16 protein-coding genes, 4 pseudogenes and 1 other annotated feature are annotated in these 19,673 nt (G+C 67.4%); of the genes and pseudogenes, 8 read left to right on the forward strand and 12 right to left on the reverse strand.

Going from position 1 to position 19,673, the window contains the following annotated elements:
* Positions 1 to 481 precede the first annotated feature (481 nt).
* Together ACK8CO_RS10935 and ACK8CO_RS10940 are read right to left on the reverse strand one after the other, a co-directional pair.
* Positions 482 to 1,105 (reverse strand): RNA ligase family protein, encoded by a 624-nt coding sequence (locus ACK8CO_RS10935; RefSeq protein WP_414896642.1) that lies wholly within the window; start codon positions 1,103 to 1,105, stop codon positions 482 to 484.
* Between the two features lie 477 nt (positions 1,106 to 1,582).
* Positions 1,583 to 2,167, reverse strand: a complete 585-nt coding sequence (locus ACK8CO_RS10940) for an exopolysaccharide biosynthesis protein (RefSeq protein WP_234153200.1) — start codon at positions 2,165 to 2,167, stop codon at positions 1,583 to 1,585.
* An 832-nt stretch (positions 2,168 to 2,999) separates the two neighbouring features.
* Here ACK8CO_RS10940 and ACK8CO_RS10945 point away from each other — a divergent pair.
* Positions 3,000 to 3,875, forward strand: a complete 876-nt coding sequence (locus tag ACK8CO_RS10945; protein WP_414896643.1) for a DMT family transporter — start codon at positions 3,000 to 3,002, stop codon at positions 3,873 to 3,875.
* A 10-nt stretch (positions 3,876 to 3,885) separates the two neighbouring features.
* Here the strand turns inward: ACK8CO_RS10945 and ACK8CO_RS10950 are convergent, their stop codons facing one another.
* From ACK8CO_RS10950 to ACK8CO_RS10960, 3 genes and pseudogenes are all read right to left on the reverse strand, one after another.
* Positions 3,886 to 4,557, reverse strand: coding sequence for an SDR family oxidoreductase (locus ACK8CO_RS10950; RefSeq protein ID WP_414896644.1), 672 nt, complete (start codon positions 4,555 to 4,557; stop codon positions 3,886 to 3,888).
* A gap of 107 nt (positions 4,558 to 4,664) precedes the next feature.
* Positions 4,665 to 5,057: pseudogene (locus ACK8CO_RS10955) on the reverse strand (PIN domain-containing protein); the annotation flags it as partial.
* Positions 5,047 to 5,276, reverse strand: a pseudogene (locus ACK8CO_RS10960) (AbrB/MazE/SpoVT family DNA-binding domain-containing protein). The pseudogenes ACK8CO_RS10960 and ACK8CO_RS10955, both read right to left, overlap by 11 nt.
* 805 nt (positions 5,277 to 6,081) lie before the next feature.
* Between ACK8CO_RS10960 and ACK8CO_RS10965 the strand changes: the two are divergent.
* The 4 genes from ACK8CO_RS10965 (at position 6,082) to ACK8CO_RS10980 (ending at position 10,247) form a co-directional block, all read left to right on the forward strand.
* Complete coding sequence (locus tag ACK8CO_RS10965) at positions 6,082 to 6,543, forward strand: zinc-binding dehydrogenase (RefSeq protein ID WP_414896645.1); 462 nt, start codon at positions 6,082 to 6,084, stop codon at positions 6,541 to 6,543.
* A gap of 326 nt (positions 6,544 to 6,869) precedes the next feature.
* The gene (locus ACK8CO_RS10970; protein WP_414896646.1) at positions 6,870 to 8,306 is read left to right on the forward strand and encodes a DUF6880 family protein; all 1,437 of its coding nucleotides are present in this window, start codon (positions 6,870 to 6,872) and stop codon (positions 8,304 to 8,306) included.
* Positions 8,307 to 8,512: 206 nt separating this feature from the next.
* Positions 8,513 to 9,544: an NADP-dependent oxidoreductase gene (locus tag ACK8CO_RS10975; RefSeq protein ID WP_414896647.1), complete on the forward strand. Its 1,032-nt coding sequence runs from the start codon at positions 8,513 to 8,515 to the stop codon at positions 9,542 to 9,544.
* Between the two features lie 28 nt (positions 9,545 to 9,572).
* Positions 9,573 to 10,247, forward strand: a complete 675-nt coding sequence (locus tag ACK8CO_RS10980) for a type 1 glutamine amidotransferase domain-containing protein (RefSeq protein ID WP_080618162.1) — start codon at positions 9,573 to 9,575, stop codon at positions 10,245 to 10,247.
* Between the two features lie 276 nt (positions 10,248 to 10,523).
* Here the strand turns inward: ACK8CO_RS10980 and ACK8CO_RS10985 are convergent, their stop codons facing one another.
* From ACK8CO_RS10985 to ACK8CO_RS10995, 3 genes are read right to left on the reverse strand one after another with little or no spacing between them, the layout of a single operon-like run.
* Complete coding sequence (locus ACK8CO_RS10985) at positions 10,524 to 11,132, reverse strand: hypothetical protein (protein WP_414896648.1); 609 nt, start codon at positions 11,130 to 11,132, stop codon at positions 10,524 to 10,526.
* Positions 11,132 to 11,371, reverse strand: coding sequence for a hypothetical protein (locus tag ACK8CO_RS10990; protein WP_080618164.1), 240 nt, complete (start codon positions 11,369 to 11,371; stop codon positions 11,132 to 11,134). Before ACK8CO_RS10990 ends, ACK8CO_RS10985 begins: the two co-directional genes overlap by 1 nt.
* 1 nt (position 11,372) lies before the next feature.
* The gene (locus ACK8CO_RS10995; RefSeq protein ID WP_414896649.1) at positions 11,373 to 11,507 is read right to left on the reverse strand and encodes a hypothetical protein; all 135 of its coding nucleotides are present in this window, start codon (positions 11,505 to 11,507) and stop codon (positions 11,373 to 11,375) included.
* 180 nt (positions 11,508 to 11,687) lie between these two features.
* On the opposite strand from ACK8CO_RS10995, the gene ACK8CO_RS11000 reads away from it, so the two are divergent.
* Positions 11,688 to 13,286 carry a hypothetical protein gene (locus ACK8CO_RS11000; RefSeq protein ID WP_414896650.1) on the forward strand — a complete coding sequence of 533 codons (1,599 nt, stop codon included), beginning with the start codon at positions 11,688 to 11,690 and terminating at the stop codon, positions 13,284 to 13,286.
* Between the two features lie 559 nt (positions 13,287 to 13,845).
* Here ACK8CO_RS11000 and ACK8CO_RS11005 read toward each other — a convergent pair.
* Both ACK8CO_RS11005 and ACK8CO_RS11010 read right to left on the reverse strand, forming a co-directional pair.
* A complete protein-coding gene (locus ACK8CO_RS11005; RefSeq protein ID WP_414896651.1) occupies positions 13,846 to 14,874 on the reverse strand; it encodes a hypothetical protein in 1,029 nt (342 codons plus the stop codon).
* An 85-nt stretch (positions 14,875 to 14,959) separates the two neighbouring features.
* Positions 14,960 to 15,982 (reverse strand): hypothetical protein, encoded by a 1,023-nt coding sequence (locus ACK8CO_RS11010; RefSeq protein ID WP_414896652.1) that lies wholly within the window; start codon positions 15,980 to 15,982, stop codon positions 14,960 to 14,962.
* A gap of 111 nt (positions 15,983 to 16,093) precedes the next feature.
* On the opposite strand from ACK8CO_RS11010, the gene ACK8CO_RS11015 reads away from it, so the two are divergent.
* Both ACK8CO_RS11015 and ACK8CO_RS11020 read left to right on the forward strand, forming a co-directional pair.
* Positions 16,094 to 16,774, forward strand: coding sequence for an NUDIX hydrolase (locus ACK8CO_RS11015; RefSeq protein ID WP_414896653.1), 681 nt, complete (start codon positions 16,094 to 16,096; stop codon positions 16,772 to 16,774).
* A 564-nt stretch (positions 16,775 to 17,338) separates the two neighbouring features.
* Positions 17,339 to 17,505, forward strand: a pseudogene (locus tag ACK8CO_RS11020) (IS5/IS1182 family transposase); the annotation flags it as partial.
* A gap of 41 nt (positions 17,506 to 17,546) precedes the next feature.
* Here ACK8CO_RS11020 and ACK8CO_RS11025 read toward each other — a convergent pair.
* Together ACK8CO_RS11025 and ACK8CO_RS11030 are read right to left on the reverse strand one after the other, a co-directional pair.
* Positions 17,547 to 18,773 (reverse strand): annotated as a pseudogene (locus ACK8CO_RS11025) (IS3 family transposase).
* Positions 18,367 to 18,483, reverse strand: a sequence feature (AL1L pseudoknot). Its footprint overlaps the pseudogene before it by 117 nt.
* Before the next feature lie 312 nt (positions 18,774 to 19,085).
* The gene (locus ACK8CO_RS11030; RefSeq protein ID WP_155774204.1) at positions 19,086 to 19,481 is read right to left on the reverse strand and encodes a hypothetical protein; all 396 of its coding nucleotides are present in this window, start codon (positions 19,479 to 19,481) and stop codon (positions 19,086 to 19,088) included.
* Positions 19,482 to 19,673: the final 192 nt, after the last annotated feature.

Here is a 19,673-nt window from a genome sequence, read left to right on the forward strand (position 1 = left end):
GGATGCGTCAGAGATGTCCTGATCCGGATCCGGGGCGGCACGCTCGCCCATGGGAGCTGTGGTTTGGAAGATGGGCGTCGATTGGGGCCTGGCCTTGGCTGTGAAACGGTGCTTCGAACCGGGGCCGGGCTTGTCGCTGGCGGCCGGGGCGGGGAAACACCCCTGTCCTGGCTCGGGTTCGACGCGGTGCCGGGCGATCAAGGCGCTCTGCCGAGGCAAGCGGCGCCCGGTTGCCGGGCCTTCGCCGTCGTCATCAAGCAGCGGATCACACGTTCCGCCTGCCCGGTCGCGGCGGTGACTGCGGCGTTCAACGGGCCTGCGCATCTGCCCGGGTGCCGGTCGCATATCGAGCATGTCTGCAGCAGATCGTCCGGGTCCGGTCCGTTGGCCGAACCCGGTTTTGCCAGCCCGAAGGTCGGGCATTGCTGAGCCGAACCAGACCTTCGAGCTGTGAGGCCCGGTGGACGGGGTGAAGCTGCCGTCAGGAGTCAGCTCGGCCATTGGCGATAAGCTCAGCCTTCATCCAGTGGATTTCCGACTGAACATGCCCTTCCCTGACATATTTTCCCATCCGCCTCGGCATGTCGCTTTCTGGGAACGAGCCGGCGATCCTTGCCACAAACCCCTCTTGCCTCGACAGGTCGAGGGCCCGCGCCAGATCCTCGAACAGACCCGTGCGGTAGGGGCCCCGATAGAGCGTCGCAACAGGCTGGATGCCCAGCTCCTCGAAACGTGCCTGCGTCAGATCCCAGGACTGGATTTCATCGCCAACAATCCACGCGAAGCCGAGGAAATACGAGGGCAACGCATCATAGGCGACGGAATGACAGGCATAGAGGTTCTCGCCGACAATACGTTCGCCCTCTGCCAGATAGGGAGAAATCCCCGCCGCGAACGCTTTGAGCCAGTCGCGGGAAGGATGGTAACGGCTGTCAGGGCTGCGCGCATGTGAGCCGCCGGCGTGAATGGTCGTATTCTCACCGTCCATCTTTTCGGTGACGACGAGGTCTTCCTCCATCAGGCTTTCAAGCGAAGACATGACCTTGTCGTCGCTGGTGGCGCCGGGCGAAAACGGCAGGTGGAATGTGCGACCATACTTCTTCAAGCGACCAGCCTAGCACGATGGCCGACTTACGGCCATGGGCGCATTCCGGACCGTCGCTGCGTTTTCCGTGAACGACCGCTTTGCTCCGGGCAAGTCCCATGAGCGGGTCGTCCTGCTCAGGCGAAGGGGATCAGACCGGCTTTCGTCGGCAAGGTCCTGTCCGAATGACCCCCGGCCTGTTTCACCCTGCGCGAACCTTAGGCCATGGTCGGCGATGATCGGCCTCGGGGCCGCGCCGATGCGCCCTTCGGATAACGATCATCGGGGCGGGACGGCATCGATCCGAAATGCGGGTCGGCAAGGTGACATGAACGTCGATTTTTCAAGCGTCTGGTTCTGATGCTGGCGCTCGAGCAGGAAGGACACATGCCCTGCCGGTTCCAGTGCTGTTGACGGCGATGCGGAAACCCGCGCCCGAAGGACAGGGACCCCTGGCGGGCAAGCGACCGACCCTTTGCCGAGCCGGGCCGGGGACGGCTACGGGATCACCGCCTCGGCGCTGGCGGCCAGCGAGACCACGATGGCGACGGTCAGCAGCACCGAGGCCGCGCCCATGACAAGCCCCCAGATCGTGACCCGGCCATCATGCTCGACCATGCCGACGCCCGCGACGAACAGCGAGATCGCCGGGAACCAGCCGCTGCCCGGCACCGGCAGGAAAAGGGTGAAGGCGATCACGAACAGCGCCGCCCCCAGCGCGCGTTCGTTGCGGCGGCGGAACAGGGCGGGGTTTCGCGGCCTCAGCACCCGCTCCAGCCGCCGGGTGACGGGGCGCAGGCGCAGCACGGTGCGGCGCAGCTTGTCGTGATCCAGCCGCAACCGCGCCAGCGGTCCCGGCAGGCGGACATGGCGGTAGCCCAGCATCATCTGCGCGGTGGTGACCAGCACCGGCAGCGCGGTCACCAGCGAAGATCCGGGCGGCAGCGGCAGCATGGTCATGAGCGCGAAGACCACCACCGCCCAGCCGAACGAGGTCTCGCCCAGCCCCGACAGCAGGCTGCCGAGGGTCAGGTTGCCGGCATCGTGCTGATCCCGCGAGGTCCGCAGGATCGGAAGCGACAACGAAACACGTCGCCGGGAGCCGCGATTTCTGTTCATCAGGATATCCCCCGCGCGCCGCTGTTACGCGATATCGTCCCCGGATGCCATGACTTCGATTGCGGGCGCGGGCAAGTGTCTGCCGGGCTGGCGATTTTCCGCATGGGGCAGGCTGGCACCGTCCCTTTGCGAAGCTTCTTCGGAACGATACCGGCCAATCGCCGCGATTGTCCTGATTTTAAGCGGCCGGGGACAGGGGCGGGGCGTGACTTCGACGATGACAACGCCGCGCGGGCGGGCCGTGAGCTCTGCCGGCTTGTCACCCGCTGCGGGTCGGGCTGCATTCACCGAGAGGCGGGGCGCAAGCTGCAAGAATGCCACCGCCCGCCGCGCGGCCGTTCAAGGCGCAGGGACGGCCGCGGTGTATGGCAGGCAATGGGCCATGGCACAGCGCAGCGAAGGCAGCCCTGCGCGCCCATGGGCGTCATCATGACCGCCAGACCGCGCGAATGAAAGGACAGCATCAGCGCCTGCCGGTCGCACCGGGGCAGCAAGAGGCCGCAAGAGGCCTGGCGGGTCCGGGTCTTCCCGCAGGGGACGCCCGGCAAGGCCGGGCTTTTCCCTTTGCGCGACGGAGTTTGCGCAGCCCTCCTCATCCGCGCAGAGGGCGCGCCGAGCTTGACGGAACGAACCGCGCAAGGCCAAAGTCGGCCCTCACCCAGTCAGCCCGCGACGGCGTGGCCCCCAGGGATGCGACAAGCCCCCCGGTGAGGCCCCGGGGCCAGGGTCGCGGTTCCGGGGGAGGATGCCGGAAGCGGGCCCGGGGGTTGTCGAAAGGAACGGAAGGAGGAGCGGAATGGCGGCAGGCGGGGCGCGGCGCGACTGCATGGCGGGGATCGCGGCGATGTGCGCGGGCGTGGCCTGTCTCTGCGTCAACGATGCTTTCGCCAAGGCGCTGACAGCAGGTTACTCGCCGCTCCAGATCCTGTTTCTGCGCAGCCTGATCGCATTGCCCTTCGCCGCCGCCATCGCGCTTCGGGCGGGCGGTGCAAGGGCTCTGATCTCGCATCGGCCAGGGGCGCATCTGGCGCGCGGCGGGTTGCAGGTCGCGGCGGCGCTGCTGTTCTTCACCAGTTTCCGGCATCTGGGACTGGCCGAGGCGACCGGGCTGATCTTCGTCGCGCCGGTCTTCATCACCGCGCTGTCGGCTCTGGTCCTGCGCGAGCCGGTGGGCTGGCGGCGCTGGCTGGCGGTGGCGGCAGGCCTCGCGGGGGTGCTGATCGTGGTGCGCCCGGGGGCGGAGGCGTTTCAGCCCGCCTCGGTGCTGCCGCTGCTGGCCGCGCTGTGTTATGCGGTGCTGATGCTCAGCGCCCGCTGGCTCGACCCCCGCGAAAGCGTCTGGACGATGCAGCTGTGGCTGGTCGCCAGCTCGCTGCTGCTGAGCGGTCTGGCGGTCGGCGTCGTCTGGACCCCGGTCGCGACCGGCGATCTCTGGGCCTTCGCCGGCATCGCCCTGTTCGGTACGCTGGGGATCACGCTGATCACCCAGGCCTTCCGGATGGCGCCTGCGGTGGTGATCGCGCCGCTCGACTATACCGCGCTGCTCTGGGCCACCGGTTTCGGCTGGCTGTTCTGGCAGGAGGTTCCCGACCGTGCGACGGCGGTGGGGGCGGCGGTGATCGTCGCCAGCGGCCTCTTCATCATGATCCGCGAAAGGCGGGCGGCGGGCTGAGCGCCCCCCCTCAGCCGGTCGGCATGATATGGATCTCGCGCAGCTCGGCGCGGGGGTTCTGCTCCAGCGCATAAAGCACCGCATCGGCCACATCCTCGGGCCGGATCTTGTCGGGCTTGGGGCTGTCGAAGAACGGCGTGTCGACCATTCCGGGCGAGATCACCGTGCAGCGGCCGCCCCATTCGCGCATCTCCTCGGACATGTTGCCGCCATAGCCATGCACGAACCACTTGGTCGCGGAATAGACCGAGCCCTTGATATGGGTCCGCCCCGCGGCCGAGCCGGTCAACACCAGATGCCCCTTGGTGCGGCGCAGATGCGGCAGGGCGGCGCGGGCGGTGAACAGCACGCCCATCACGTTCAGATCGACCATCCCGCGCCAGTCCCCGGGGTCGCCCGCCTCGGTGCCGGGCCGTTCGAGCCCGCGCCCGGCATTGGCGAAGGCCGCGTGCAGCGCACCGAACTGTTCGACGGTACGGGCCACGGCCTCTTCCTGCGCGGCCAGGTCGGTGGCGTCGCCGGGCAGCGCCAGGGCGGCCTCGCCCAGTTCGGCTGCAAGCGCCTCCAGCCTGTCGGCCGAGCGCGCCATCAGCCCCACCGACCAGCCCTTCGCGACGGCGGCGCGGGCGGTGGCGGCACCGATGCCGCTGGAGGCGCCGGTGATGAACAGGGTTCGGGTCATGGTCGGTCTCCTTCGGGTCCGGATCGACCCTGGAAGCTGTGGCGCGGGCGGCGCGAGACAAGCCCGCCCCGTATCGCCCGGGCGAAGGCAGCGGTTCGGGCGGCTGCGGCGAAGGGGTTGACGATCTTCAGCCGCCCCTCGACGGTCAGCCCGTCCTGCATGTCCTCGGACCGGAGCCGCGTGCATCCGCTCAGAAGCGCCGCGGCGACGATCATCGCGTCGTAGACAGACAGCTTGTAGCGGGCGGCCAGCGCGCGCCCGACATCATGGGTATCGACGCTCAGCGCGACCGTCTCGCAGAGATCGCGGATCCCGAACAGGAACGCGCCCGCCTCGTCAGGGGTCATGCGGACCTTGCGCAGGCAGGTCACCAGCGCCTCGTTCAGCACCTGGACGCTGATCGTGCCGCCCCGGGCCAGCAGCGCCTCGGCCCGGTCGGCCCTGAGCCCGTCATCCAGCAGGCAAAGGATGACATTGGGGTCGAAGACATCAGCGGCCATTGGCCGTGTCGCGGCTCAGCCGATCCCCGGGCGCCAGCCGGCCACGGAACCGGCGCAGCTCCGACAGCACCTCCTCGGCACGGGATCGCGGCTGACCGCAAGCCGGCCCTCGCCCGAAGGCTCGAGCTCGATCCGGTCGCCCTCGCGCAGGCCGAGGGTCCGGACCAGGTCCGCGGGCAGGCGGACGGCAAGCGAATTTCCCCATCTGGCGATCTGCATGGCGGCCTCCGGTGCGGCAGGCTGGATATACAACTCAATATGTCTATCATTCGCGCCCGTGAAGCAGGGCCGGAAGACGGGGCGCGACGGGATGAGACGGGCCTCGGCAAGGCCCGGGCAGGCTCCTCGGGCTGTCTCGGCGCGGGCCGGGCGCTGCGGGCGACGCCCCCCGGACAACCCGAGACGGGACAGCGATCCCCGCGCCTTTTTGCCGGGGCGCTCCGATCCGCGCCGACAGATCCCGCCCGAAATGCAGGGGCAGCACAGACTTTCGGGAAGGCGCCAAGGATGCGGGCCCGTCCCTCTACCGGCCGCTCCCGGCACAAGGCCCAGGATCACCGCCACGCGCCCCGGCGTTAGGCCCGAGTTCGGCTGGCGGGACAGGCACCGCATTGCCACTGTCGCAAGGCGCGCACGGCATGCCAGAGGCAGCGAAACAGGCCACAGATGGCACGGGCGACGGACCCCACGGGGGCTATGCCTCTTCTGGCGCGGGTCCCCGCCGCAGTCCTGCGCGCACCGCCCTGCCTGACAGGATGAGACGACGCAAAGACGCCAAGACCGATCCCGGCGCCCTCGCCCGACAACATGGCGGCACCCTCCATGCGGGCAATCCGAAACAGAAAGCCCGTCACGCTTCGGCCAGCGCAGGGCAGCCCGCACCTGGAATATCCCGCGCCCTTCCGCTTCTTCTTGGCGAAAATACCCATGTCCCGCCGCTGCTCACGGGCCAAGGTTCGGAGCCGGGCGCGCCGGTCCGACCGGGCTCTCTCTCCATCAATGGGGTTCCGGTGGCGCGAGGGTCGTGAGCCACGGCATCCGGACCTTCGACCCGACCCTGCCCGGCTCCGGCCCCGAGGGCGTCGATCTGGTCATCGACGGCGTCGGCTTCGGAGCGACCCGGGCGGCGGCCAGCGCGGCGCTGCGCCCGGGCGGGGCGATGGTCCATATCGGGCTCGGCGATGCCGGTCCCGGCTTCGACATCCGGCGCGCCACCCTGCAGAAGCTGACCTTCATCGGCAGCTACACCTGTACCGCCGAGGAGTTCCGCGACACCGCCGCAGCCCTTTTCGAGGGTCGGCTGGGCGGGCTTGGCTGGGTCCGGACGATGCCTCTGGACGAGGGCGCCGCCGCCTTCGCCAGTATCGCCGGGGGCGGCAGGCCGCGCCCAAGATCGCGCTTTTGCCGGACGGGTAGGGCGCGGGCGTCTCCGGGCCAGGGGGGGCGAGGGGCCATGGGGGCGGGCTTGTCTTGCCCCCCGCCCTGACCCTGCCCTGACCCCGCCCGGTCTCTCGTCCGGGCTGCGGTGCCGGGCCAGCCCGACTGCACCCGATCCCCGACGTTGCGGCCCCCTGCGGAAGGGGCCTTAGCGGGGGAACCGCCGCCCCAATGCCGCGCGGGCCGGGTGGGTGCCCCCGCAGCTCCATAACCGGACATGGCGACATCGGCGCGCGGGCAAGCGGACCCGGTTCTTGCCCGCGCCTGAAGGCAGGGCGGTCCCGGGGCGTCCTGCCGATATCGGGTTCGGGCTTGCAAAGCGCCTGTTCGGCCGCATGATCCCGCGCGAGGTGGCGTGATCCGAGGAGGACCGGAATGGCAGGCAAGGCCCTCAACAAGAAGAACCTGCTCGAGCTTGGCGCCGACAGGCTGGCAGAGCTGCTGCTCGAAGCGGTGAAGGGCGACGCGGCGCGCCAGCGCCGGGTGCGCATGGCGCTTTCGGCGGATCGGGGGCCGGAGGCGATCACTGCCGATCTGCGCAAACGCTTCGCCTCGATCCGGCGGGGCCGCAGCTTCATCTCGCGCAAGGCGCAGAAGACGCTGACGCAGGAACTGGCGGGACTGACCCAGCTCATCGAGACCCGGATCGCGCCCGATGCCCCGGCTGCGGCCTTCGAGCTGCTCTGGGCCGAGCTGCAACTGGCCCCCGGCCTCTTCGAGCGCACCGATGACAGCCGGGGTACCCTCGGCGAGGTGATGGGCGGGGCCATGGCGGCGATCGGGCGCCTTGCGCCGCGGCTGGGCCTGGACCCCGCGACGCTGGCCGAAACCGTCTTCGACGCGATCTTGGACGATGTCTATGGTGTCTTCGATGACGCCGTACCCGCGCTGGCCGAGGCGCTCGGCACGACCGGTCTGGCCCGTCTCAAGGCACTTGCCGAAGCCGCCCGCGCCGCGCCCCCCGGCGAGGCCGAGCTTGCCCGCTACGCGTTCCTCTCCGACCGCGACGCCCGTACCGGGCGCGCCCGCGCCGAACGCAACCGCAGCCTCGACAGGATCCTGCGGGACGTGGCCGATGCCGAGGGCGACGTCGATGCCTGGCTTGCGCAATATACCCCCGAGCAGCTGACCTATGCCACCATTGCCCCCGATGCCGCCCTCCGGCTGCTGGCGACGGGCCGCGCCGGGGACGCGCTGCGCCTGATCGAGGCCGCGCTGCCCGGCGAGAGTGATGATCCCTGGTTCGACGACCCCGAGCTGGATGCGGCGCATTTCGCCTGCCTGGAGGCGCTTGGCCGCAAGGAGGATCTGCGGGCCGCGCTCTGGAACCGCTTCGAGCGGAAGCTCTGCCCCGACGCCCTGCGCCGTCACCTCGGGCTCTTGCCAGATTTCGAGGATATCGAGGCCGCGGATGCGGCGCGGCGGATCGTGCTTGACTTCAGCCCGGTCGAGACGGCGCTGGCCTATTGCCTCGAGGCTCCCGACCTGTCCCTGGCGGCCGAACTGATCGAGACCCGCAACGCAGAGATCGACGGCGATGCCTACGAGATCCTCACACCGCTTGCCGAGGCGCTCGCGCCCGCCAACCCGCTTGCTGCCGTCCTGCTGCGGCGCGCGATGATCGATTTCGCCCTGGATCGGAGACGTGCGGGCCGCTACGGCCATGCCGCAGGGCACCTCTCGGACTGTGCCGCGGCGGATGCCGAGATACAGGATTACGGCATCCACCTCTCGCATGCCGCCTATCTGGACGGGCTGCGCAGGACCCATGCCCGGAAATCGGCCTTCTGGGACCGGCTGCGGAACGGCTGACGGGGCCGGACGACTTCGGGCACCGCGGCGCCCCGGGCGCATCGCGTTCGCGCCGTCGGAACCCTGCCACCGGGGGACCCGCGCGCCCGATGCCGGCCGAAGGCCCGCCTTGCCCTGTTCAAGTGGATGTGCGCCACGCCGCCCTTGTCATGCGGCGGGCGCGCACAAACTTGTCGGGACAGGATCCGATCAGACTGGAATGACCCATGGCCCAAACCGATAGCGTGAACCGCAGATATGTCCTGGCCCGCCGCCCGACGGGCGCCCCGGACGAAAACACCCTGCGCCTGGAAACCGGCGAGGTGCCGACCCCCGGGCCCGGCCAGATGCTGTTGCGCAACGAATACCTGTCGCTCGATCCCTATATGCGCGGCCGGATGAGCGATGCGCCCTCCTATGCCGCCCCGGTCGAGATCGGCGAGGTGATGGTCGGCGGCACGGTGGCAGAGGTGGTGACATCGCAGGTCGAGGGCTTCGAGACCGGGGACCGGGTCGTGGCCTTCGGCGGCTGGCAGGATTACGCGCTCTCGGATGGACGCGGCGTGATCAACATGGGCAAGTCGCCCGAACATCCGTCCTGGGCGCTTGGCGTCCTCGGCATGCCGGGCCTGACGGCCTGGGCCGGGCTGACCCGGATCGGGCAGCCGAAAGCGGGCGAAACCCTGGTCGTGGCCGGGGCCAGCGGCCCGGTCGGGGCCACGGTCGGCCAGATCGGCAAGATCCTGGGCCTGCGGGTTGTCGGCATTGCCGGCGGAGACGGGAAATGCCGCCATGTCACGGAGACCCTCGGTTTCGACGCCTGCATCGACTACAAGGCCGAGGGCTTTCCCAAAGCGCTTGAGGCCGCGCTTCCCGAGGGCATCGACATCTATTTCGAGAATGTCGGCGGCGCGGTCTTCGATGCCGTGATGCCCCTGCTCAACACCTCGGCCCGGATCCCGGTTTGCGGTCTGATCTCGCAATATAACGCAACGTCGCTGCCCGACGGCCCCGACCGGATCCCCCGGCTCATGGGCACGATCCTGCGCAAGCGGATGACCATGCGCGGCTTCATCGTCTTCGACGATTTCGGCCACCTCTACCCGGAATTCGCCAGACAGATGGGCGATTGGGTGGCGCAGGGAAAGATCAGGTATCGCGAGGAAATGATCGACGGTCTGGAACAGGCGCCCGCCGCTTTCGTTGGGCTGCTGAATGGCGAGGCTTTCGGCAAACGCGTCATCAGGCTTTGCCAGTAACCGACACGACCGCCAAGGGAAGGCTTCTATGAAAATCCTCATGGTTCTGACATCGCATGACAAGCTGGGCGATACCGGCAAGAGGACGGGGTTCTGGCTCGAGGAATTCGCAGCGCCCTACTACGTCTTCAAGGATGCCGGGGCCGAGATCACCCTGGCCTCGCCCAAAGGCGGCCAGCCGCCGCTGGATCCGGCCAGCGACGGCGACGATGCCGGGACCGAGGCCACCAGGCGGTTCAAGGCGGACGATGCCGCGCAAAGGCATCTGGCCAGGTCCGAGATCCTGTCTTCGGTTCCGGCCGAAGGCTATGATGCGCTCTTCTTCCCCGGGGGCCACGGCCCGCTGTGGGACCTCGCCGAAGACCGGGACGCCATCGCCCTGATCGAGGCCTTCGCCGCGAGCGACCGCCCGGTCGGGGCCGTCTGCCACGCGCCGGGTGTCTTCCGGCATCCCAGGGGGCCGGACGGCAAGCCGCTGGTCGCAGGCAAGAGGGTGACCGGCTTCACCAACAGCGAGGAAGACGGTGTCGGCCTGACCTCGGTCGTTCCGTTCCTGGTCGAGGACATGCTGAAATCGAAGGGCGGCGATTACCGGAAGGGCGAGGACTGGGCCTCTTTCGTGGTGAGCGATGGCAAGCTGGTGACGGGCCAGAACCCGGCCTCGTCCGAAGAGGCCGCGCAGAAGCTTCTGTCGCTGCTCTGAGCGGCCTGGTCCGGGCGCGCACCGGCCCTTTTCCGCGACAGTCGGTTCGGCACCGCTGTCGAGGTCAGGGGCAGGGCCCGGCCGATGCCACTGCCCGACAAGGGCATCCTCCCTTGTCCAGATCCTGATGCCTCTCCGGCATCGGGGGGGGGGCCGGAATGGGCAAATCCTGTCATGGAGTCCTCGAAGGACGCGGCGCGGAGCGCGGCCGCCATGCCACGACAAGGACCTGTCACCATGCGCGCGCGCCCCGGGTGGAATGCTCGGCCGACCGCTTCACGCGGCCGGTCTTTCCCGCCAGTTGCGACAGGCGTTGAAGGTAAGCGCGTTGCGAAGTTTGAAGAAACCACCGGTGTCCGAGGTTGAAACTTCCTCGGTTTCATGAAGTGTGAGCGGGTCTAGTCGCTTAGAATCCCGATCACGAGCATCACCAGCAGGATTTTTGCCCACAACGGCAGGCTCCGCCACCACTCGCGCATCGTCACCCCCAACTGCCGCACGAATGGACGGCGTATTGACGTTGTTGGCGTAGATGCCGCCAACACGGGGACGGATGGTAAGCTGCTGAACACGCTCCTTCAACTGCGCGTTTTGTTCCCGTGCCTTCTGCAGCTCGCCGGTTTTCTCGGCCTTCTTGGCAAGGCCGTCCGCGAGCAGCAGACCGGCATCGGCAATGGCCTGACCCATGTAATTCTGCCCGGCCGACGCAACAGCGCCCGGAGCAGAGGTCAAGGCGGTCAGGGGATTGAACCCGGCCGCCTCGGCCCGTGCGCGGATTTTTCCATAGTACGGGACGACGTATTTCGCCTTCTTCTTGCTGCCGAAAAGGCCGCCAAGAAGGCTGGCGCCGCCCGAGATAAGGGAGCCAGTGACAACGGGATCCATTAGGCGCAGATCCTGCTATGAGAGCGGCGGGCAGGAGCATCCGCCGAGCACAGGCCAAGGCCGGAGGAGGCCTTGGCAACATCCTCTAGGACTTTCTTGTCCGTAACCCAGAAGACATCGGCGACGATATCAACGGCGAGGTCGATCTGTGCCGCGTCGAACTTCTCGGAAACGACGGATTGAACGAGCCGCCAGATGGCTTGCTCATAGGTTTGGAGGGGTGCGCGATCTGCCTGCATGTCACAGCAGCCCGCAGAACGCGCGATAGCCCTCGGAGTAGGCCACTGCTGCCAGAGTGCCGAGCGCGCCGAGCAGCGCAGGCAGAACGGACTTCGCCGCCATGGTCAGCGTGGCACGGAGAACCGTGTTTTTCATAGGAAACCTCTCAGTTACAGGTGACGCAACACAGCGTCACAACCGAGCGGTAGCACAGGTCCGGTAATCAGTATTATGATACTTAAATGTCAGGAGATGGCTGGACTTGGGCAAGCCCGACCCCATCTTGCCGCAGCAAGGCCCGTTTCCGAGTTCGAACAGGAAGACCCCACCGATCCGATGAGTGATCCCGCGCGCCCGCCATCCTTCACCTTCTCCTTCACGGCCGATGCCGGGCCCGCCCCCAAGCCGATCAAACGCCGCGGCGCCACCGCCGAAGAGCGACTCTACCTGCGCCGGTTCAACCGTCTGCGCGGGCTCCGGCGCCTGATGTTCATGGGGAACTTCCTTTTCGTCGGCGGGATCGCCGGGGCCCTGGTCTGGATCGGGATAACGACCCTGGACCGGGACGGATATGTCATGCCCGCGGCGCTGTTTCTGATGCTCTGCCTCCTCGCGGCGGGCGTCGCGCTTTCGGGATGGGGGGCCGGCCTGGTGGCGTTCCTGAGGATGCGCCGCAGCCTGCGCGTGCCCGATGACCTGAAGGTCGGGATGTTCAGCGACAGGCTGCGGACCCTTGCCCATCCCACCCGCGACAGCACGAATATCTTCGCCTTCGACCGATGCAGGGACCTGGTGGAAATGCCCGCCCATTGGGAACGCGACATCGTCGCCCGAGGCGCCCTGCCGGACCAGGACCAGCCTGTCGAGATCGCGCACCTGCCCGATGCCTCGGGCACCGTTCTGCGCCTGCCGATGACCACCCGCTACCGCAGCACGCGGATAGACCCGACCCTGCCGGATCCGGGAGTGTTCCTGCTGCGCCTCGGGAACCGCTCCATCGCGCGGGAAATGCGCGCGGGGTTGCCGCTTTTGCGGGCGCAGACGACGGTGCTGGCATTCGGCTTCGGAGCCGCAGTCCTCGGTGCGCTGGCCAGCCTGTTCTGCTGGTTCCTGCTGGCAGAGCGGATGGACGAGAGGACCGGGCTTCGGTCCACCGTCACGCGGCTCGAACAGACCTATGGAGGAGGCGCCGAAATCCCGCTGGATGCACTGATCGGGCGCGGTCTCGATGATCTGCGGCCCGATCCCGAGTTCGGCAACAGGGTGCTTCATGCCGGTCCGGTCTCGTTCCGGACGGTCAGCCTGTCCCGCGACGCAGACCCGGTCCTGATGAGCGGAGAGGAGATCGGGGTGGTGGACCGGATCAGCCGGGTCTTTCCCGCCAGCATCCCGGGCGCCGGTCCGGCGAACCCCGCACTGATCGCCGCCTACCGCGACCAGTTGATGCAAGGCGCGCGCTCCCTCTCGCGGATCGCCCCGAATCTGCCCGACAGGATCGCCGCCCTGCCCGACGCGCTGGTTGCGGCGCAAATGCGGGCCCTGCCCTATCGCAATGCCCCCGACCGGGCCTTCGTGGAAGCGGTCCTGCCAAAGCCCGCGATCCGGCCGGAAGGGCGGTCCCACGGCCTCGTGCCCATGGGGCCGTCCTGTCTCGTGCAGGATATCCTTTGCGGGCAGCGCGACCCGGCCGAGGCCTATGAAACCCCGGTTCTCGTCAGCGGCCGCAGCGGGATCACCCTGCGCGACGGGACCGATCTGGACCGCCTGGCCGAGGCGCGCGAGCGGTTGCGGGGGATGGAAGCCGAGACCGGGCCACCCATCGCCGTCGCCGCCTGCGCGACATCGCTGCTGCTGCCTGTGCTCTGCATACTGGCCTGGGCCGAGGCCAACTGGCGCATCCGGCGCTGGTACCGGTCGGGCGGATCGCAAGGCTGAGGGCCCTCCTGCCCACTCCGTCCGGCGCCAGTCATCAGGCCCCGACAGGATCGCGCGGTCAATGCCCCGGCGCGAGAGATCCGAGGGGAGGCCATCCGCGCTCAGACGCAGCCCCGTTTTCGGCAGGACGTGCCGGAGCAGGCGCGGAAGCCGCCAACGCATGGGAAAATGCCGGGGCGGGACGGTTCCGGCACCCGACGTTCGGGGCCAGTCGGCCCTCGCTCCGCGAGCCCGGCTGGGTTTTCCGTGATCGGTCAGGGGGCAGGAGAGCTTTGCCCGGTCAGCTCCGTCACGTCGCGCCGGCGCCCCTTGCCCCGGGGACCGGGGGCATGTCAGCCGCCTGCGCTATCCGGGTGAGCCAGCCGGGCGCGCCAGGTCGGCCGGTCTCGATCCGGTCGAGGGCGCGTCGGGGCGGGGCCGGAGCTTTACGGGACGACCGGCCGGTCAAGGCGGCGGCGCCGCGTCCGTGCGGGCCCGCAGATCCCGCGGTCCGGATATGCGGCCCGGAAACGGCAAGGGCCCGCGGCGGCGGGCCCTTCCGGCAACCGGCGCCTGGGGCTCAGAACGTCATCTTGAGCCCGATCCCGATCATGCGCGGCTCGACCAGGGTCGCCTCGTAGCCGCCGACAACCGCCCGGCTGGCGCGCATATAGGTGACCGCGTCCTCGTCGAAGAGGTTGTTGACATAGCCGTAGAGCTGCAGGTTGTCCCGCAGGTCATAGGCGATGCGGGTATTCGCCACCGTGTAGGACTCGACGAAGCTTGCCGACAGGTTGTCGTCATCCGAGAAATAGGACCCGCTGTAGCGCACATTGCCCGACAGCGTCAGTGCGTCGACGCTTTGCAGCTCGATCGTCCGCTCCGGCAGCAGCGCCCGCCAGGTCGCGAGGACCTCGTCCCGGCCATAGCGGCAATAGCCCTCGTTCACGAGAACCACATGGAAGACCTCCCAGTTCTTGCGAGCCATCTGAAGGATCTCGGCCGCCGAGAGGTCCCGCTCGAGCGTGACCCCGAGATAGCGCTCGATCTGGGCCCGGGTCATGCCGTCAAGGTTCGGTTCGTCCCCGATCGTGAACAGATACCCCTTCTTGCCGCGCCTCTCGATTGCGTCGGCCGAGACCTTCAGCGCCGCAAAGAGCTGGGCGATGGAATAGGACTCGCCCCTGTTGCCCCCTCCCCCGCCCTCGAGCCAGAGCTCCCGGGCCTGCCGGGCCACGCGGATATCCGCCTCGAACTGGGTCACCTGAAGCGGAGCCCTGTCGCATTCGGCATCGCCTACGGCCGCGATCATGATATGCGGATCCGGGACCGGCCTGCGGGCATAGATCTCGGTGGCCAGAGTGTTGAGCCCGTCGCGCATGATCTTCTCGGCGATCATCCCCATCGATCCGGTCACGTCCGAGGCCAGGATGATCGGCGTCGATTGCGGATTGTCGGCGCTGTCGCGGCTTTCGCGGAGCCTGAACCTGCTGGGATCGTAATCCGGCTTCATCCCGCGCGAGGTGAAGATCTCGGCCTTGCTCTTGCCCGCCGTGACCGTCCTGGCATAGGCCGACCAATCCGTCGCGCTCCAACGTCCGTTTCCCATGTCCAACTCTTTCCTGACTGGTTTCCATGTCCTGCCCGACCCATCTAGCCCTGTTATTTGATATTTGCAAGTTGCTATTTGCAAGTTATCTGGACAGGCGATGCGGATAGGCGACGAACCTGCGGGGTCCCCAGGCGCGGACAAGGGCCTCCTGCCAGGCGCGGTAATCCGAAATGCCATCCGCCGCCGAGGGCAATCTGAGGAAATCCGCCAGCGGCGCAGGGACGCCGATCCGCCCGAGATGCGCTCCGACGCCGTCGCCAAGGCTCTCCAGGATCGTCCTCCGGATCAGTTCGAGCTGCAGGCTTTCTTCCGCCACGGCCCCTTTCACGGCGAGGGCCGGCATCAGATCGAGCGTGCGGTTCGGCAAGGCGGCCGGACGGCTGCCAAGCCGGCCCGAGAACGCCCAGCCCCCGACAAGCCGGACGGAATGCGTGTCCGGGTTCACCAGCACGCTGTCCGGACCGATCCCGCCATGGAACAGACCGGCCCAGCTCAGCCAGGCCGCCAGGTTGAACAGGCCGGACCCCAGCCATGCGGCATGCTCGGGCGGCAAGGGGCCGAAGGCGTCGAGGAGATCGGCGAGAACCACTTCGCCCTCCGGCCGCTCATAGATCAGGAGCGTCGCATCATCCCTGAGCGCCCGCACCTCGAGCAGGGCCGGCAATGCCCATGCCATCTGCGCCGCCATGTCTGCATCCGCAAAGCGGAAACCGCGGACGGCGTCCTCCTCCAGACGGGCGAGATCCCGGTTCCCGCCCGGGATCATGTGCGAAATGGCCCGCGCCCCCACGAGAAGCGTGCCGGCATCCCCCTCATGCCGGTAATGGACACGTGTCCTGAACCGCCTGCCATCCCTCGCGGTCAGGATCTCCTCCTGCCCTGCCCCAGTCTGCCCTGTCCGCCCGGCGCCGCTCCTTCCGAGCGCAAGATCCCGAAGCGCGACCAGGTGCCGGAACACGGCGGCCGCGCGCGGATCCGGATTATGGTCCGGGTGCCAAAGCGCAACCAGCTTGCGAAATGTCCTGCGGATCTCGTCCGGGCCGCCCGGCATCAGCTTACCCGCGCCCGCAGGTCCGGATAGTTCAAGGATGTCTTCCGCTTTCACCGCGCTTTCCCCTTCAATATGCTCGTCTTCCCTGGTATTGGATTAAACTTGTAACATGCAAGTTGCAAGGATATGGTCGGTCAACGCAACCGGAACATGATGAGCACACCCATGGCCACGAAGACCTTCCGCCAGCCCGTCGTCACGGTGGATGCGGTGTTGTTGACGATCGAGGAAGATATCCTGAAGGTCCTTCTCCACCGCAGGCAGCAGGATCCCTTTGCAGGCCGATGGGCCTTGCCCGGCGGCTTCGTTCATCCCGATGAGGACAGAGACCTGCCCCAGACCGTGTCGCGGATCCTCCGCGACAAGGCCGGGCTCGCGGGGGTCTATCTCGAGCAGCTCAGGACCTATGCCGGACCGGACCGGGACCCGCGCGGCTGGTCGGTGTCGATTGCCTATCTCGCCCTGGTGCCGCGGGACGCGCTGCCGGAGGAGCTGGATGAGCGCACCTCGCTCCATCCGGTTTCCGGCCTGCCGGATCTGCCTTTCGACCACGGCCGCCAGATCGCCGATGCAGCCGCCCGGCTCCGTGGCAAAGGAGCCTATTCATCCCTCCCGGCGGCCTTTCTGCCGGAAAGCTTCACCCTGCCGATGCTGCAGCGAACCTACGAGATCGTCCTCGGAGAGGCGCTCGACCAAAGCTCGTTCCGGCGCAAGATCGCGGATCTCGGCTTCCTCGAGGAGACCGGAGAGAAAAGCAAGGCTGCCAGCGCGCGCCCGGCCAGGCTCTACCGGCTGACCGAGCCGGTCAGGATCTTCAACCGCTCCCTCGGGGGAAATCAGGCCTGATCCGGACGTCCGGCCCCGGATCTTGCCCCCGGCATGGAATCGTTGGCCGGTGCCTCCCGTGCCGCCTTCGGCCCACCTGATGCATATCGGGACGGCCTCACAACCCCGGCCGCGCAACGCCTCGCAAGCCGGATCCGCATCATCGGCTCGCGCTGCGTCATGCAGCCACCGCCGAACTCGACCGCACCCGATCTGATGACCATGCGCACAGCGTTCCAAGACGCCCGCTGCTCACGGCAGATCTGCGCGATGGGCTTGATTTGGCCGCAATGCGCCCGCCTGATCGTTGCGATCATCTCCACAGCCGGCACCCCTCATGCTCCTGACGACGCGCGCGACAGACATATCGGTGGCGTGCTCCCTGACGCCGGTCCGGACTGCGATCCTGTAGCTCGATACTCCGCCGGGATCACACCGCGAGCGGCCTCGAAATTTCACCGTCTCCGCGGAGACGACCCAAGCCCCCTATGCCCCGGGGGCGACCAGGCCCGCGTCACCTCAGGGCCGAGCCTGTGTGGAAACGTCGTTCGATGTTAAGCTTCCGGGTGTCAGCGGGTGGCAGGGATGGCAGGTTTCATCGATCGCATCGACCGACATCGTTCCCTGATCGTCTCGAGGACTGGATCGGTGAGGATCACCTGGCTCATGTCGCCGACCTCTTCGTCGAGGAGATCGCTCTTCTTGCGCTCGGCTTCGATCGTCTTGTGCCCGCTCGGACCGGTCGCCCGGGTGAACCGCGCCGACTTGCCCGGAGGGCATTTCGTTCAACGCGTCATGCGACCTTGGCCATCGGCTGCATTCGATCAAGATACCGGCGTTCGGCCTCGGCCTGCGGGATGTATCCGATCGATCCGAGCAGGCGCTTGTTATTGTACCAATCCACCCAGTGCATTGTCTCCCGCTCGACGTCCTGCATCGTCTTCCAGGGCCCGAGCTGCTTGATGACCCCGGTTTTGAAGAGGCCGATCACGCTCTCGGCCAGCGCGTTATCGTAGGAATCGCCGACGCTTCCCACGGACGGGTCGACGTCCGCGTCGGCCAGGCGCTCGGTGTGCTTGATGGACAGATACTGCGATCCGCGCTCCGAGTGGTGGATCAAGCCCTTGTTTCCAGGCCGCTTTCTCTGCCAAATCACCTGCTCCAGGGCATCGAGCACGACCTGGGTGGTCATAGAGGTCGAGACGCGCCACCCGACGATCCGCCGTGCGAACACGTCGATGACGAAGGCGACATAGACGGTGCCTGACCAGGCTGGCACGCAGGTAAAGTCCGACACCCAGAGCTGGTTCGGCCGCTCGGCACGGAATTCCCGGTTCACCTTGTCATCCGGACATGGGCGCGTGGTGTCGGGGTTTGTGGTGATCACCTTCTTGCCACGGATGACGCCCTGCAGGCCCATCTCGCGCATCAGGCGCTCCACGGTGCAGCGTGCCGCAGCGACATTGTCCCGCTTCAGGGCATGCCAGACTTTCCGCGCGCCGTAGAGTTTGCGGTTGTCAGACCAGATCTTCCGGATCTTGTCCTTCAACCCGGCATCGCGCCGCATCCCGCGATGGGTCCCGTGCGGCGGCCTTCCGTGCATGGTATGTTGACGAGGCGACCGGCGGCACGCGGCAGATCGGCTCGACCCCGAATTCCTCCCGGAATTCATCAATGAAGCCAGTCATTTGCGGAACGGGCGGTCGAGCTCCGCCCGGGCAAAACAAGCGCTGGCCTTCTTCAGGATCTCGTTCGCTTGCCACAACTCGCGGTTCCCGCGCTCGAGTTCCCTGATGCGGGCCTTCTCGGCACTGGTCGGGCCCGCTTCCTTGCCGCTGTCACGCCGAGCCTGCTTGTACAAGACCCGCAGGCTGTCTGGCGAGCAACCCAGCTTGCCGGCGATGTCGCGCACCGCGCCTGTCAAAGACGCATAGCTGTCGAGAGGGTCGATGACCATCTGTACCGCCCGTTCGCGGAACTCGGCCGGATACGGGCTCCTCGTGTTCTTCTTCCTGTCCATGGGAGGGCATCCTTTGAGAGTTTGGCCCTCCGGGCAAGGCGGCCCGGTTCAGTGCGTCCTGTGGGAAGATCGGCGCGGCACCCGCAGCAGGTCGGTCCGCGCCGGGGTCTTCCGGGATGCGAAGCGCGACCGTCAAGCGTAAAGCTACATTGTCGCAAATACTTGCAGAACATCTTCGGAGGGTTCTGACCGATGCCCTGCATCGGCGGAATGGGCAAGGACAGGACCCCCCGGTTTCCACCCGCCGCGCGGGCATGCGGCGGGCGGGCTATATTCCGTCATCGCAAAAAACGGCTGTCTTGCCGCGGGCGCCTATCTTTCCACGGGAATGACGTAGCTTGCCGGATATTCGCGGTGTTTGTCGGTGATCGAGTCGACAATGCCGAAATCCAGGAAAACCGCGCTTGCGACGATCTTTCCGCCCATGGTGCTCGGGATCGCCCCGACGGCTTCGCGGCCCCGCTTCGTCTCGCAATCATATCTCAGCGCGTCGTCCGACCGCCGGACGCTGACGACGGCAGGAATATCAGCCACTTGTGCCTGACGTTTGTTGGAAAGCTTGCAGCGGCCCGACTCGCCGTTGCTGAAGGAAAGGGCGACCGGAACATTCGCATCATTGGTAATCGAGGCACAGGCCCCAAGGCTCATGAGACCAGCGAGCAGGGCTGGCATGCACAGGGTACGCAAATTGTCTTCTCCGTTGTTCATGAAAACTGATAACAGGCAGGGCTTTCGCGGTCGCCTCCCCGAACGCGGCAGCCATGCCAACGAACTTTCCCGACCCGATATTGCAAATCCTTTCGCGCCGATTGCGCGAAACGGTCGCAGCGGTCGCATGGCGTGCGGGGGGGCGGACAGCGGCGGGGCATGGGGATGGAGCTTGCCTGGGGCGCCCGGCCC

Source organism: Rhodovulum sp. HP10 (assembly GCF_047553435.1).
In the GTDB taxonomy this organism is placed as follows: domain Bacteria; phylum Pseudomonadota; class Alphaproteobacteria; order Rhodobacterales; family Rhodobacteraceae; genus Rhodovulum.